The 14,273-nt window shown below is 64.7% G+C and carries 11 protein-coding genes; 3 read left to right on the top strand and 8 right to left on the bottom strand.

Going from position 1 to position 14,273, the window contains the following annotated elements:
* Positions 1-76: 76 nt before the first annotated feature.
* Positions 77-1,204, top strand: coding sequence for an alpha/beta hydrolase (locus ACW17V_RS09800; protein ID WP_492108625.1), 1,128 nt, complete (start codon positions 77-79; stop codon positions 1,202-1,204).
* Between the two features lie 25 nt (positions 1,205-1,229).
* Here the strand turns inward: ACW17V_RS09800 and ACW17V_RS09795 are convergent, their stop codons facing one another.
* The 3 genes from ACW17V_RS09795 to ACW17V_RS09785 all read right to left on the bottom strand — a co-directional run bounded on the left by ACW17V_RS09795 (position 1,230) and on the right by ACW17V_RS09785 (position 5,060).
* On the bottom strand, positions 1,230-2,477 hold the full coding sequence (locus tag ACW17V_RS09795; RefSeq protein ID WP_492108624.1) for an MFS transporter: 1,248 nt from the start codon (positions 2,475-2,477) through the stop codon (positions 1,230-1,232).
* Positions 2,478-2,624: 147 nt separating this feature from the next.
* Positions 2,625-3,947 (bottom strand): SGNH/GDSL hydrolase family protein, encoded by a 1,323-nt coding sequence (locus ACW17V_RS09790; RefSeq protein ID WP_492108623.1) that lies wholly within the window; start codon positions 3,945-3,947, stop codon positions 2,625-2,627.
* 21 nt (positions 3,948-3,968) lie between these two features.
* On the bottom strand, positions 3,969-5,060 hold the full coding sequence (locus ACW17V_RS09785) for an alpha/beta hydrolase (protein WP_492108622.1): 1,092 nt from the start codon (positions 5,058-5,060) through the stop codon (positions 3,969-3,971).
* 312 nt (positions 5,061-5,372) lie between these two features.
* Here ACW17V_RS09785 and ACW17V_RS09780 point away from each other — a divergent pair, with 312 nt between their 5' ends.
* Positions 5,373-5,696, top strand: coding sequence for a DUF485 domain-containing protein (locus tag ACW17V_RS09780; protein ID WP_492108621.1), 324 nt, complete (start codon positions 5,373-5,375; stop codon positions 5,694-5,696).
* Positions 5,693-7,405 carry a cation acetate symporter gene (locus ACW17V_RS09775; RefSeq protein ID WP_492108620.1) on the top strand — a complete coding sequence of 571 codons (1,713 nt, stop codon included), beginning with the start codon at positions 5,693-5,695 and terminating at the stop codon, positions 7,403-7,405. The genes ACW17V_RS09780 and ACW17V_RS09775 overlap by 4 nt, the downstream gene beginning before the upstream one ends.
* Before the next feature lie 112 nt (positions 7,406-7,517).
* Here ACW17V_RS09775 and ACW17V_RS09770 read toward each other — a convergent pair whose 3' ends face one another.
* From ACW17V_RS09770 to ACW17V_RS09750, 5 genes are all read right to left on the bottom strand, one after another.
* Positions 7,518-9,215 (bottom strand): carboxylesterase/lipase family protein, encoded by a 1,698-nt coding sequence (locus tag ACW17V_RS09770; RefSeq protein ID WP_492108619.1) that lies wholly within the window; start codon positions 9,213-9,215, stop codon positions 7,518-7,520.
* A 210-nt stretch (positions 9,216-9,425) separates the two neighbouring features.
* The gene (locus ACW17V_RS09765) at positions 9,426-12,020 is read right to left on the bottom strand and encodes a TonB-dependent receptor (RefSeq protein ID WP_492108618.1); all 2,595 of its coding nucleotides are present in this window, start codon (positions 12,018-12,020) and stop codon (positions 9,426-9,428) included.
* A gap of 206 nt (positions 12,021-12,226) precedes the next feature.
* On the bottom strand, positions 12,227-13,063 hold the full coding sequence (locus tag ACW17V_RS09760; protein ID WP_492108617.1) for a helix-turn-helix transcriptional regulator: 837 nt from the start codon (positions 13,061-13,063) through the stop codon (positions 12,227-12,229).
* Positions 13,060-14,061 carry an alpha/beta fold hydrolase gene (locus ACW17V_RS09755; RefSeq protein WP_492108616.1) on the bottom strand — a complete coding sequence of 334 codons (1,002 nt, stop codon included), beginning with the start codon at positions 14,059-14,061 and terminating at the stop codon, positions 13,060-13,062. The genes ACW17V_RS09760 and ACW17V_RS09755 overlap by 4 nt, the downstream gene beginning before the upstream one ends.
* 3 nt (positions 14,062-14,064) lie before the next feature.
* On the bottom strand, positions 14,065-14,217 hold the full coding sequence (locus ACW17V_RS09750) for a hypothetical protein (RefSeq protein WP_492108615.1): 153 nt from the start codon (positions 14,215-14,217) through the stop codon (positions 14,065-14,067).
* Between the last annotated feature and the right edge of the window lie 56 nt (positions 14,218-14,273).

Genomic DNA, 14,273 nt, shown 5'->3' with positions numbered 1-14,273 from the left:
GAAATTTCGACTCCGCACTCATGGAAACTACGCTGCATCGCAACCGATTGCAGATCTCGTTAGCGCTGACGTATGATTGATCGGCGATGGCCCAACCAGAGGCCAGGCTAAGTCCGCGCTCAGTCGGACGATCAACCTGCGGAAGGAAGCGATGACATATTCACTCACGCGAAGAAGGCTCGTCGGCGCCACCCTGGCCATAACCGGGCTGGCCGCTGGCGGAGCCGTGCAGGCCAGGCAGCCTGACGCCGAGTTGAAGGTGGTGGATCCCGAGTTGCGTGGTCCCCTGGCTCGACCTGAGCAGATCAAGATTCCAACCATGACCGAGAACGACATTGTCGCCTTTCGGCAAAAAGCGCCGCCGCCCGCGCCCCCGCGCCTTGCCGCGCCCCCGGTCACAACGCGTCAGATCCGAGGCCCGCTGGGCCCCGACTCGCTGAGGGTTTTCCTCATCAACGCCGAGGGCAAGGCCGGGCGGGCGGCCATCCTGCATATCCATGGCGGCGGCTTCATCCTGGGCTCCCCCACGACCGACATCCCCAATCTGCAGCGGATCGCGGCGGCGCAGGATTGTGTCATCGTCAGCGTCGACTACCGCTTGGCGCCTGAGGCGCGGTTTCCGGGCGCCCAGGAAGACAACTACGCCGCGCTGGGCTGGCTTCACGAAAACGCCCAGGCCCTTGGGATAGATCGCCAACGTATTATCGTCATGGGCGAGAGCGCCGGCGGCGGCCACGCTGCGGCCCTGGCGATCGCTGCCCGCGACCGCGGTCAATTCAAGCTCGCCGGACAGGTTCTTGTCTATCCGATGCTCGACGATCGAACCGGCAGCACTCACCAACCCCCGTCAGATCAGGGGCGATATGTCTGGACCCCCGAACAGAACCGTCTGGGCTGGGGCGCCCTGCTCGGCGTTCCGGCCGGCTCTGCCAATCCCCCGCAAGGCGCTGTTCCGGCGCGCGTGCAGGATCTGCGCGGTCTGCCGCCGACATTCATCGGCGTTGGCGGTCTGGACCTGTTCCTGCAGGAGGACATCGACTACGCGCAGCGCTTGCTGGACGCGGGTGTTTCGACTGAATTGCTGGTTGTGCCCGGCGCGTATCACGCCTTCCCGTTCATCGTCCCGGGAGCCAGGGTTTCACGTCAGTTCTTCGCCGCGATCGACGCGGCGATCACGCGCCTGCTTGCGCCGTCAGCGCCCTGAGGCGCCGACGGCGCGGCCGAAGCGTTCACCGCTCCGTGAGCGCTTCGGCCGGCAGATAGTCTTCCACGTCACGCTCGGCGAGGCGCGCCCGTGTGGGCTCAAAAATCGCGTTGCACACCGCCAGCACAGCCAGGGCCGCCGCAAAGGCCGTTGCCAGATAGAGGCTGAACTTGGCGTCCCCCATGGCGTCGCTCAACACACCCATGGCCAGGGGCGCGAGGACGGCGCTGGCGCAGGTAAAGAACAGCAGCAGCCCGGCAATCGCCCCATGCTGTGATTTGGCAAAGCAGCTGATGCCCTTGGAGTTGATGGTCGGATAGAGCACTGACATGAACAGCCCCGACAGCGGCAGAGCGATGGCGGCAACGCCGCGTCCGCCCATGGCGCTGGCCAGGAAGCAGACCAGCACCCCGCCCGCGCTGAGGGCCACGACGAGCGACCAGCCAAAGCGCGAGAGAAGCCAGGCCCCCAGGAAGCGGCCCGCCGCGCGGAGCACGAAGAAGATCGAGACGACATACAGCGCGAACCAGGCCGCGCTGCCCTGGTAGCCCATCAGGTAGGTCGGAGCCCACACATAGACCGCCGCCTCGGCCGCCACATACAGCATCAGGCCCAGGCTGAAGCCCAGGGCGTAGGGATCGCGCATCAAGGCCAGCGTCTGTCCCAGGCGCGGTTCCTGTTTGGCCTCGCGAGGCGGCGCCTTAGGGTACTTGGCCGCCGAGGCTGCCAGCACCAGCGCTCCGCAGAGCACCGCGGCGACAACGTAAAGCCATTTCCAATCGGCGCCGGACGACAGCAGCTTGGCGACGATCGCCGGGCCGATGATCGCGCCGATCCCGAAGAAGCCCTCGACCGTGTTCATGGTGGCGGCATGCTCGCGGGTCGAGCTGGAAATGTCGCCGATCAGCGCCAGGGCGCCGGCCTTGAACATGCCAATGCCCACGCCCGAGACAAACAGCAGCCCCACGAAGAACAGAAAGTCATTGCCGACCGCGAACAGGGCCGAAGAGACGCCAAACAGAACAAGGCCAGCGATGATCGTCCACTTGCGGCCAAAGCGGTCAGCCAGGAAGCCGAGCGCCAGTGCCGAAATCGAGATCCCCGACATCGTGGCATACTGAAAGGAGCCGCCGACGGTCATGCCGAGTGAAAACTGCTTGATCACCTCAGGGATGATCACGCCGACCGAGTCCGTCGTCATCGCGAACATCGCGAACATCAGATAGGTCAGGAGCTTCAGAAGTCCGGTGTTTTGATGGGAGGGCCCGGTCATGACCACGCACCAACAAGCAGAGCGGCAAGGCGGTCGATCGGATCCCCGTCGGCCCAAGGCCGACGCTCGATTGCTTTCACGATTGTTCTCCCAGGGACCGCCATGGGCGGCTCTCAGCCAAAGTTCTTGATCCGGCGACGTCGGCCGTTAGCGGCTGAAGTGGCTCAGGTCGATCGAAGCCCCCATGGCCTGGTTTCCAGCATCGTTGGGATGGATGTGGTCGCCAGGATCGAACTCGGGCCGCAGCCGGCCGGGCTGCGCGGGATCGCGGACAGCCGCTTCGAAATCCGTCACGGCGTCGAAGCGACCGCTGGTCCTGATCCAGTGATTGACAGCCTGGCGCATGGCCTCGCCTTGCGCTGTGTGCAGCCACAATCCTTCGGTCGGCGTGATGGTCATTCCCATCACCTTGATGCCGTGCAGATGAGCCTTTTCGATAAACTGATTGTAGCCGTCGATGATCTGCTCGGCGGTCGTGTGTTCAGCGGGCGGCGATCCGGGGATCACCGTCATGTTGATGTCGTTCACACCCTCAAGCAGCGCGACCCAACGCACGCCAGGCCGGCTCAGAACGTCACGATCGAAGCGGGCCAGAGCGCTGGCGCCGGCGCCGTCTCGCCGGACGCGATTGCCAGAGATGCCCATGTTGATGACGCCCCAGCCCTGGGTGCGGGGATCCGCGCGAAGCCGCCGGTCCAGGACCTCTGGCCAAGTCGCGTGCGCGCCCGGTGTGGTCGCAAAACCGTCGGTGATCGAGTCGCCAAAGGCGACGATCACGCCTTTGGGATTGTCGGCCAGAACCTCGACGCCCGCGAGCCAGAAGTAGGACCGAACAGCATTGGGCGCCGCAAGCGTGGTCGCGCCGGTCGCATCGCCGCTGACGATATAGGCCGGGTTCAGGCCGACGGGGTGGACCGTCAGCCCTTCGATCTTGTCGGGAACATACAGCGAGATCGCAAGCTCCTGCCCTGCGGCCACCGGTAGAGCGATGGTGTCGCTGGCGATCATCGCGCCCGGAGCGATGGTCACCGACGCCTTGCCGCCAAAGGTCACGGCGCGATCCGAGCTCGGGACGATGGCCGCCCCCTCCCCGCGAATCGCTAGATGCGCAGCGCCGATGACGACCGGCGAGCGTCCCTGGGCGTTGGACAACTGAATGCGAACCGCTTTGCCGCCCAGGCTCGTCTGCATGATCATGCGGATGGTTTGGTCAGCAAAGGACTCCGGATAGGGAACGATCGCCCGCGGCATGGCCTGCATCGCCTTGAGGGCGTCTGCCGGCGGCGGTGGGATCTTCAGAGCTGGCGGCGGCGGAGCAATCTCCAGCGCGGTGCCCCAGGAGCTGACCCAGCGCTCAGCGGCCTGGGCTGCAGCGGCTTGAGGTTTGCTGTTGGCGACGTCGGCGGCACGGCTGGCGGTTGTCCCGAATAGACTGCCAGCGATGGCGACGGCAATGAGCGGCTTCCACATGTCTTGCACCTGGCTGTCGAGTTAGCGGGAGAGTGTCTTGTCGAAGAAGTCAGCGATGACGTCGTAGGCCTCGCGCGATTCCGGAAGGTCGGCGTTGTAGAGGAAGGCGTGGCCCAGTCCGTCCCAGACGTGCAACCGCGCATCCACCTTGGCCTTGACCAACTGGTTGTGAGAATAGGTGGCCGCGCTCAGCTCCATCGACCGGGTGCCGGTGATGAGCAGGGTCGGTGGAAAGCTCGCAAGCAGTTGCGGCGAGACTTCCGGATAGGCGCGGGCGTCGTCGTCGGCAACCTCGCCGAGATAGGCGAACGTCATGCCGACGCGGGGCCGTCCCTCAGGCGATGCCGGCGGCGCGGGGTAGCCATTGAGCGGGCCGGCCAGATAGGCGGAGTCGCCGGTCACCAGCTTGCCGAGGGATGCGCACAGAACACCGATGGCCCCGGGGCGAGGCAGGTTTTTGGCCTGGAACCAGCCGATCGATTGGCCCGCCAACATGCCCCCCGCCGAGCATCCATAGATGCCGATCTGCTCGGACTTGTAGGTTTTCAGCATCTCGGCATAGACGGCGGCGATGTCCTCGGTGGCGGCCGGAAACTTGGCCTCAGGGCTCATGCGGTAGTCGATGCTGATGACCTTGACGCCCATCGTGGCGGCGATGGGGATGGATTCGACCAGGGCGGCGGTGCGCGCGCCGGAGAGGAAGCCACCGCCGTGAATGTTGAGCAGGACACGATGGGCGTTGCCGGGCGCCACACCCTTGGCGGGCGTGACGATGTCAGTGAGAACACCGCCGATGCGTCGCTCCTCGACCTGGACGGGATAGCGGGCCCGGATCGGCTTGAGGAACGTCTCCATGATCTCGTCTTGACGGCGGCGATAGCCATCGATGTCAGCGGTTGCGCTAGGGCCGCCGGCGAATGGCCGATCCACCAGAATATGGCGGACATAGGCTTGGGCCTCAGGACTGGTGCGATCCGAGAGCGGCACGGTCAGGCCGTTGATCGTCACGGCGCCCTGTGCGGTGACCTCGGCGCCAGCGGCGCTGGCGCTCCCGCAGGCCAAGCTCAGCCCCAGGGTCGTGGCGACCAAGAGGGCTCCCAGTCTGTCAATCATTTGGGCGGCTTTCAGGGGTGGTTGTTGGAGCCCCCACGTTGAAGCCCGAGGCTTCAGACGTTGAAAGGGGGCACGGCTTGGCGAGGTGAAAAGGCGGGCGTCGCGTGGCGGCGAAGGGCGCGTGGCGCCGACCTGGAACAATCTGCTTTTGATCCTCGCCTCCCCTTGGCCTAGCCTGCGGCTTACGGCGCCTCCCTCTGCGTGGAGACTTCCTGCGTACCTCCTTAAGCCCATTCCGCAGGTTTGCGCAATCGTTTGCTTAAAGTATTCTTGTCGCGCTAAACCTTGCTCAAAGAACAGGGAGGAGCCGTCATGACCGACACCCGTATGGAGCCTGGCGTTTTGCAGGGGGTGCTTGAGGACCCCCAATTTCAACAACTGGTGGCACGGCGCGACCGCCTGCGCTGGCGTTTGACCGTGGCGATGCTGGTCGCCTATTTCGGCTATATCGGCGTGATCGCTTTCGACAAGTCGATCCTGGCGCAGAAGGTGGGAGACGGGGCGATTTCCCTGGGGATTCCGGTGGGCCTGGCGCTGATTGCCTTCACCGTTCTGATCACCGGCGCCTATGTCGTGCGCGCCAATGGCGAGTTCGACCGCATGACCCGCGAGATCGTCGAGAGGGCGTCGCGATGAGCCGTATGCGAATGCTGCTCTGGCTGGCCGGCCTGGCCAGCCTGTCCCTGTTCGGTGTTGCGGCGGCCGCCGGCCTGGATGGCCAGGCCCAGCGTCAACCGCTCAACTGGACGGCCATCGCCATCTTCTCCGCCTTTGTGGCGCTTACCCTTTGGATCACCCGTTGGGCGGCTGGGCGCACCAAGACCGCGTCGGATTTCTATACCGCCGGCGGCAAGGTCACGGGCTTTCAGAACGGATTGGCCATCGCGGGCGACTTCATGTCGGCCGCCTCGTTCCTAGGCATTTCGGCACAGATCTTCACGGACGGCTATGACGGGCTGATCTACTCGATCGGCTTCCTGGTCGGCTGGCCGATCCTGATGTTCCTGATGGCCGAGAAGCTGCGCAATCTTGGCCGCTTCACCTTTGGCGATGTCGCGTCTTATCGTTTCGCCCAGGCGCCCGTGCGCACGTTCGCCGCCTCCAGCACGCTGATTGTGGTGATCTTTTACCTGATCGCGCAGATGGTCGGAGCGGGGCAACTGATCCAGCTGCTGTTTGGCCTGCCCTACCGCTATGCGGTGGCCCTCGTTGGCTTGTTGATGATCCTCTACGTGCTGTTTGGCGGCATGACCGCGACGACCTGGGTGCAGATCACCAAGGCCGTTCTGCTGATGGGCGGCGCGAGCTTCATGGCCTTCATGGTCATGGCCTCGGTTGGCTTCTCGCCCAGCGCGCTCTTTGCCCAGGCCGTTGAGGTGAAAACGCAACTGGCCGCCAAGGCAGGCGCAAATCCACAGGAAGCGGCGCGATTGGGCGACGCGATCATGGGTCCAGGCGGCTTTCTGAAGGACCCCATCTCGGCGATTTCGTTCGGCATGGCGTTGATGTTCGGCACAGCAGGCCTGCCGCATATCCTGATGCGTTTCTTCACCGTCCCGGACGCCCGTGAAGCCCGCAAGTCCATCCTGTGGGCGACGACCTGGATCGGCTATTTCTACTTCCTGACCTTCATCATCGGCTTTGGAGCCATTGTGCTGGTCGCCAACAACCCGGCCTTCCTGACCCCCGAGGGCGGCCTGAAGGGCGGCGGCAACATGGCCGCGATCCACCTGGCTCAGGCAGTGGGAGGCAACCTCTTCCTCGGCTTTATCTCCGCGGTGGCCTTCGCCACCATCCTGGCCGTAGTCGCGGGCCTGGCGCTGTCGGGCGCCTCGGCCATCTCGCACGATCTCTATGCGACGGTGTTCAAGCGCGGCGCGGCCACATCCCGCGACGAACTGCGCGTGTCGCGCATCACCACTCTGGTCCTGGGCCTGATCGCGGTCGTGATGGGCGTCCTGTTCGAGAAGCAGAATGTCGCCTTCATGGTCTCGCTGGCCTTCGCGCTGGCGGCCTCCGGCAATTTCCCAGTCCTGCTGCTGGGCTTGTTGTGGAAGGGCTGCACGACCCGGGGCGCGGTGATCGGCGGCTTCATCGGTCTGACAAGCGCGCTGGTCCTGATGATCCTGTCTCCGTCGATCTGGGTCACGGCTCTCGGTCACGAAACCGCGATCTTCCCGTTCACCTCGCCGGCGCTTTTCTCCATGACCGCGGGGTTTGTCGGCATATGGCTGTTCTCGGTCCTGGATCGCAGTCCCAGATCCGTCGTGGATCGCGACGGCTTCGAGGAGCAATTGGTGCGGTCGGAAACGGGCATCGGCGTCAGCGCCGCTGTCGATCACTAAACGGCCTGAACGCCCCATCGAACCGGTGGGGCGTTCAAACATCCGGCCGTGGCCTCGGGTGTCGACTTGAGGCTGCGCGATGGGGGCTGGGATACCAGCCCCGCCTCCGTGATCAGGCGATCGCCGCGCGTTCGACAGCGTCCGGATCGATCTCAAGGCGCGTCGCCTTGTCGAACGTCAGCGTCGCGATAGCCTTCGGTGTGACGGGCGACCACCTGGGAAGTCCCGCATGGTTGGGGTCGCCATGTCGCGCGAAAGCGACAAACGCGTCGGCAATCTGAGCGCTGAGCGCTCTAGCTTCATCGCCACCGCCCGTCATGGAGCCGCAGCGATCGGTATTGGCGAAGGCGAACGGGATATCCAGGCAATGAAACGCCCGGGGGCGGTGATCCAGAACCGGCGTCGACCAGGTGAACCAGTAGAGATAGGCCGGCGCGCGCCCAAGCGCCGCCTTCGCGACCGCCTGCTCGACCGCCGCCGTGCAGATCGGCGTCGTCGCGATGCGCGACCAGATGTCGAACGGCGCGGCCTCAGGCGTGCGTCGCCGAAAAGCCTCAACGAGGGCCCCGCCCCGTCCCGGAAGAAAGCGCTCCGCGCGGCCGAGCAGGTCCGCTTCGGTCATGGCCTCGACTTCGGGATGGTTGATGCCGGTGACGAACTCATTGAGCGTCGTGCCGATCATCATGGGCACGTCTGCCGAGATCGCCGGCGCCTGGGACTGAAAGGGACAGGCGGGCAGCACCAGGCCATCGACCACCGGCGAGAAGCTAAGGTTCTGTGCGATGCGCCGCACATCAACAAAGCCGTCAAAAGGCCTGTTGGATCTGGCCAAAACCCTTTCGCCCGCCTGTCTGAGCTGCAGGTAGGGCAAGGTCTGGAGGCGCTGCGCCTCCGCCGGCCGCAGGCCGAGTTCCTTCAGAACCTTGTCTGTGAGCTTTCGGGCGCTGTCCCTGGAAACAGCGCGACTGAACGAGCCACTCATGACGATGGCGCGGTGGAAAAGTCCCTGAGCGGCGGGCATTCCCATCAGGGTTGAGACCTTGGCTCCCCCGCCTGACTGGCCAAAGATCAGCACGCGATCCGGGTCACCGCCGAACTGGCTGATGTTGTCGCGAACCCACTCCAGGGCCGCCACAATGTCGAGCATGCCGACATTACCCGACTGCGCGAATTGCGGATCGCAGTGAGACAGGTCCAGAAACCCCAGCAGATTGAGGCGATGGTTGAGGGTTATGACGACCACATCCCCGCGACGGGCCAGGTTTTCACCATCAAAGGCCGGGAGGTCATGACCGGATCCGGCCGCGAAACCGCCGCCATGCAGCCAGACCATCACCGGCCGCTTTCCCTGGCTGTCGAGCCCGGGGGTCCAGATATTCAGCCGCAGACAATCTTCGCTCTGGACCGCGTCGTTCCACTGAAAGACGAAAGCCTCCTCGTCATTGAAGCGGCCGGTTCCCTGGTCCTGCGGGCAGATGGGGCCGTAGTGACGCGAGCTGCGAACGCCCGACCACGGCTTGGGCGGGCGCGGCGGCAGGAAGCGACTGGCTGCTCCGGTCGTGTCGCCATAAGGCACGCCCTTGAAGACATAGAGGCCGTCGTGAACATAGCCCGCTATGCGCCCGGCCGTCGTTGGCGCTTCGGCTGTGCCAACACCCGCCCTGACGCCGCTCGGACCACGGCTCGCTGCGGCGCCCGAAGCGCTCGTGGTGTTTGCCAGGGTGATCGTGCCTGCGGCTCCCGCCGCGACCGCCGCGCCCTTCAGGAAGGATCGACGCGGTACTTTTGATAGCGGCCTGTGATCGCTCATGGTCAAGGCTTCCCGTTGGCGGGCGGCGCCCCAAGGCGGCGCAATATGGCGTGAAAAAAAGGGGCGCAGAGCGAGATCAGCAGGAATGACTCGCCCTGCGCGGGGTCAGGCGCCGTGCCGGTGATCGCCGCCGATCACGCTAAAAACGGTGGCGAAGCCCCTCAGTTGGGAGGAAGAGGCGACGGGACAGGGTCCCGTCGCCTTTCGGACTCAGTTCAGGTCGATGCTGACGCTCACACCGAAGGTGCGCGGACGCGGCCCCGCCAGCAGGGTCGGCCCATTGGCGGCCGTTGGACCGCGTTCGTCGGAGAGGTTTTCGCCAAACAGCTTGACCTCGTAAGCATCCTTACGGACGCCGACGCTCGCGCGGTAAAGTTGGTAGGGATCGAGCGTGTCGACCACCGCGTCACTGTTGCGCGCACGCCCAACGGCAGTCCCTGAGGCGTTGGCGAAGACATCATAGACGCCCACGCTCTTCTGATAGTTCACGTCCAGGCGCCAGTTGTACGGCGGCGTGTTGAACAGCTCCTGGCCATTGGCGTTACGAGGATTGGCTGCAGCGAAAGCGGCCACCACGTTGGTGAACTCGGACGTGTTCACATTGCCAACGACCGTCAGATTCAACCCCTCCAGCGGCGTATCCCATGACGCCTCGACGTCGATGCCCTGGGTCTTGGCGTCGCCGAGATTGGCGAAGGCCGAAAGCCCGATCGAGGTGTTAAAGGCGCTCTGCAAGTTGGTGTACTTGATGTCATAGGCGCTGACCGACAGCTGAAGCTTGTTGTCGAACAGCTTGCCCTTGGCGCCGATCTCGATATTGCGCAGCTTGTCAGGCGTGAGCGAAAGGCTGCTGGGCACGCCGTCGGATGTCACCGCGTCGGCCTGAGCCTGCGACTGCAGAATGCCGCTTCTGAAGCCCGTGCCGGCGTTGAAGAACAGCATCCAGGTTTCTGACGGGTAATAGGCCAGGTTGGCGCGCCAGGTCAGGGCGTCCGGCTTGGCCTGGCTGTTGACCAGGGCCCCGTTGGTCACCGATTCCGATGACCGGTCGTCCTTGAAATAGCGAAGGCCAACCAGGGGCACCAGCTTGCCGTCCAGCAGATCATAGCTGACTTCCGAGAAGATCGACGCGTTCTCGGTGCGGGTGATGGTGCTGCCGCCCAGTTTCAGGCTCGGGAAATCGAGACTGAATTCGTAGAGGCCCCTGGCCTTCTGGTAGAAGGCGCCGCCGACCCAATGCAGCGGGCCGTCGCCCGATGTGGCCAGCCGGAACTCGTTGACGAAGCTGTTAGCGTCGCCGCCGTTGATCAGGGTGCCGATGCCCAGCGGCGCGCCCAGGTTCAGGGCCACACCAAAGCCGCCTGGCAGCGACTTCTGATACGACGTTGCGTTGGTCAGAGTCAGGCCATCGAACTCGTAAGTGAACGTGCTCGAATAGTAGTTGGCGCGGCGGCGGTCATAGCCCTCCACCGTGCCCTGATAGGCCGCATAGGGGGGATCAACCGAGTTCATCACGTTCAGATAGTCCTGATCCGTGCTGAACCGCCAGGCCCGCAGGCGCACCGTCGCCCGGTCGGTCGGCTTCCACAGAAGCACGGCCTGAAGGTTCTTGGAGACCACGCCGTTGGCGTCGGTCTTGTAGGGCGTGCCCACCGGAGCACCCTGATAGACGTCGGCATAGCCGGCGCGCTTGTCGTATTCGCCGCTGATGCGCAGACCCAGCTTGTCGTCAATGAGCGGAATGGAGAATGCCCCGGCGACCCGGTAGTTTGGATCTCCGGCGTCATTGGTGCCTGAAAGCTCGCTCTCGGCAGTGTAGCCCATCCGGGTCAGGCTGGGGTTCTTCGTGCGATAGATGATCGCGCCGCCCATCGAGCCTGAACCGTAGAGCGTGCCCTGCGGGCCGCGCAGGACCTCGACGCGCTCGATATCGAAATACTGCAGAGGGGGCGCGGCCTGATTGTTGGGCACGCCGAACGGGGTGTCATCCAGATAGTAGCCGATCATGCCGTCGCCCACCGGACCACCGGCGCCCGACCCGCGGAACGAGAAAATGCGATAACCGGCCCCAATCTCCTGGGCCTGAGACGCGCCGGGGATCAGCTGGATCAGATCTGCGCCGTCGCGAACGCCGCGCTCGGCGAGCACCTTCTCCGAAAAGGCCTGAATGGCGACAGGCGCGCGCGCGACCACCTGGGAGCCGCCCTTCAACGCCGTGACGACGACTTCGTCCAGTCGCTCCGGGTCGGCCGAAGCGGCCTGCGACTGTGCAAAAGCCGGGGCGCAGGTCGCGAAGGATGCGCCCGCCATTGCGGCCAGGCTGACGCCGCGCCAGAGATTCGCGCGTTGGCGCGAGCGGGATGACGACTTTCTCATTGGTGGAACCTCCCCTTGCACGTTGCAATTATGCAATCGATTGCCTTGCAAGATACACGTTGCGATATCGATTACAAGAAGCACACTCCCTTGATCCTCCCTCGTTTGAGTGGACACCAATGCTAGCTTTTCGGAGCTGGAGAGGAGTGCCTGATGAGCGTGAAGCGTCGGATCAAGCCGTCGACTGAAGTAGATCGACATCATGTCCAAGACTTCCTCGATCTTGGCGCCGGCGCCGTACGGAAGCAGTCCGTGGAAATTCATTGCGAGGTTCTGCGCCGGCTCCTGCCCGAAGACGACCCGATAGATTGAGACCTCGGCGACCGGCTGGTCTTCGCCATCAAGCTCAGCTTTTAGTAACGGCCCGCGATGGACGCTCAACCAAAACTCTTCGACGATCAGCGAGCGCGACTCCGAGGCGTACCGCAAGGTCGCCTCGAATTCGTAGCTCGCGCCATCGCTCCCAAGGTCGGAGAAGAGTCCGTTGAGGCCGTTGACCTGCCCGCGACCACCGGACCTTTTCCACCCCGTGCCCCATGACGCACTCGTTCGCACCGCGCCGTGAAGCGGGCGTCAAATGAGCCTATAGCCTGGAACGGCTAGGACTTGGCGCTCGGGTCGCCATTGCAGCGCGCCTACGCTGGCGGGTTCGTGAGCCGCTGCATCTCTGTGGGAGAGCGGCCGTAGGCTTGCTTGAAGGCGGCGCTGAAGTGGCTGTGGCTGGAAAAGCCGAGATCCAAAGCCAGGGGCGTGAGGTGTTCGTACCGGTCCAGGAGATCCAGCGCTCGAGTCAGCCGCAGGCGCAGCTGGTACCGGTAGAGCGGCAGGCCTTCCACCTGCTGAAAGACCTGGGTCAGATAGACGGGAGAGACCCCCGTTTCAGCCGCGATCTCGCCCAGGGTCCACCGACGGGAGAGATCGGAGGCGATGATCATCTTGGCTCGGTCGGCCAGCTTGCGGCGGCCCCAGCTGGCCGCGGCGGCGTGCGAGGTGCGCTCGCCCAAGACGCGCCTGACCAGGGTGAGGCCAAGGGTTTCGGCTTCGAGCGTTTCGATCGCGCCGCGCCTCAGGCCATGCCGAAGCAGGGCGACAAGCGCCTGGGCGCGCGGATCGATCCGGCGCTGCTGACGCTCGAAGCGAAGGCCGGCGCCGGCGCGAAGCTGATCCTTGGGCGTCAACTCGGCCAGCATCTCCTGGCTCAATGACAGCGAAAGGCAGGCGTCGCCGCCGGCGACAGGGTGGCTGACCTTGAAGCCCTCCCCATCATTGAGGAACACCACCTGGTTCGGCTCCGCCATCGCGTCGCGGTCCTGGCCCAGGTGGTGCATGAAGAGCCCGCGATACGGAAAGACGAGGTGCGTGCGCGTCACGCATTCCTCCGGGCTCTTGTGTCGACAAGCGCCGTCGCAGACCACGTCGTGCAGCGAGAGGGTCGGCGTATCCAGAAGCTGATCGACGATGTATCCGCTCATCGCGGTGAACCGTTCTCCCCGGCGACACGCCACAAAGCCCACGCCTCCTGAGCGATGATATCCGGATACTCCTCGGGAAAGAACAACTTCGCCTCGGCGATACGGCGCACCCCTTCGACGCGAGGCAGGACGCGCGCCAGATAGTCCGGACTTTCCTTGGCGAAGATATCGTCGCTCATCCCCCAGACGATCCGGGTTGGAACCTGAAGCTGGCGCAGGGCCGGTTCGACCCCCGCCAAGGGGTTGGGACGAAGGCCGAGGGCGTAGCGGTTAGCCAGGTCCTTGCGCTCAAGCGAAGACAGGATCGGGCTCAGATACTGTTGGAGCGCGGCGTCCGTGGGATGCGCCGGGTTGGCGTAGCACATGCCGCCCAGCCCATCAGCCGCGCGGGCCCTGGCTCCGTCCTTCAGCCATGGCTCGAGCCAGGCGTCGGGCCAGATTCCCATTTCGGCCAGCTCGAAGACGGGCTTCAGAGCCGCGGGCGGACTGTCGGGCTCGACATCGCAGTTGGTCAGCAGCAGCGAGCGAACACGCGCAGGATGCTGCACGGCCAGCAACTGGGCGATGGCGCCGCCGCTGTCGTTGGCGACCACGTCGACCGCCTCAATCGACAATGCGTCGAGGAACGCGACCAGCATCGCCAGTTGATCGTTCGGCGTCACCGCTTGGCCGGGCGCGACCTCGGTGGCGCCCAAGCCCATCCAATCAGGGGCGATGCATCGACGAACGCTGGAAAGGCGATCCATCGCGCCGCGCCATTGGAAGCCGCTGAGGGGAAAACCATGCAGAAACAGAGCCACTGGCCCGACCCCACGGTCGACATAGGCGGTTCGGCCAAAACGGGTGGCCTGGAAGCGACGCTCCCGATCCCAACGGCGAGAGGCTTCGGCGTCGAGCTCGGCGTCCGTCACCGCGTGAGCGGGCGTGCCCAGCAGAGCCGCGCTCGCGAGGCACGATGCAGCCATCAGCCATGCGCGACGGGAGAAATGAACGGCCATGGCTCAGGCCTCCGGACCGGCGATGGCGGCCTGCGCCTCGCCGAGCAGGTTGGCGCATTCGGCGCAGCAGACTTCGACGGTGCGTCCGCCGAGCGTGACGATGATGGGATCATCCTCCAGCTCACAGTCGCAGGCGGCGCAGGTTCTCGGGTCCATGGTTCTTCTCCAAGTCGATGTGGACCCACGGAGAAGCACGCCGGGTCGGTCGGTCG

This window comes from Caulobacter sp. FV2ye17ST, from assembly GCF_058680955.1.
The sequence above is the reverse complement of the archived record's forward strand: the minus strand, read 5'-3'. Positions and strand labels throughout refer to the sequence as shown.

What these genes read in the sequence shown, in the direction of transcription:
- ACW17V_RS09770 (WP_492108619.1), bottom strand. Translation starts at nt 9,215, where the DNA reads ATGAGCGATCACAGGCCGCTATCAAAAGTACCGCGTCGATCCTTCCTG.
- ACW17V_RS09775 (WP_492108620.1), top strand. Translation starts at nt 5,693, where the DNA reads ATGAGCCGTATGCGAATGCTGCTCTGGCTGGCCGGCCTGGCCAGCCTG.
- ACW17V_RS09790 (WP_492108623.1), bottom strand. Translation starts at nt 3,947, where the DNA reads ATGTGGAAGCCGCTCATTGCCGTCGCCATCGCTGGCAGTCTATTCGGG.
- ACW17V_RS09795 (WP_492108624.1), bottom strand. Translation starts at nt 2,477, where the DNA reads ATGACCGGGCCCTCCCATCAAAACACCGGACTTCTGAAGCTCCTGACC.
- ACW17V_RS09760 (WP_492108617.1), bottom strand. Translation starts at nt 13,063, where the DNA reads ATGAGCGGATACATCGTCGATCAGCTTCTGGATACGCCGACCCTCTCG.
- ACW17V_RS09755 (WP_492108616.1), bottom strand. Translation starts at nt 14,061, where the DNA reads ATGGCCGTTCATTTCTCCCGTCGCGCATGGCTGATGGCTGCATCGTGC.
- ACW17V_RS09780 (WP_492108621.1), top strand. Translation starts at nt 5,373, where the DNA reads ATGACCGACACCCGTATGGAGCCTGGCGTTTTGCAGGGGGTGCTTGAG.
- ACW17V_RS09750 (WP_492108615.1), bottom strand. Translation starts at nt 14,217, where the DNA reads ATGGACCCGAGAACCTGCGCCGCCTGCGACTGTGAGCTGGAGGATGAT.
- ACW17V_RS09785 (WP_492108622.1), bottom strand. Translation starts at nt 5,060, where the DNA reads ATGATTGACAGACTGGGAGCCCTCTTGGTCGCCACGACCCTGGGGCTG.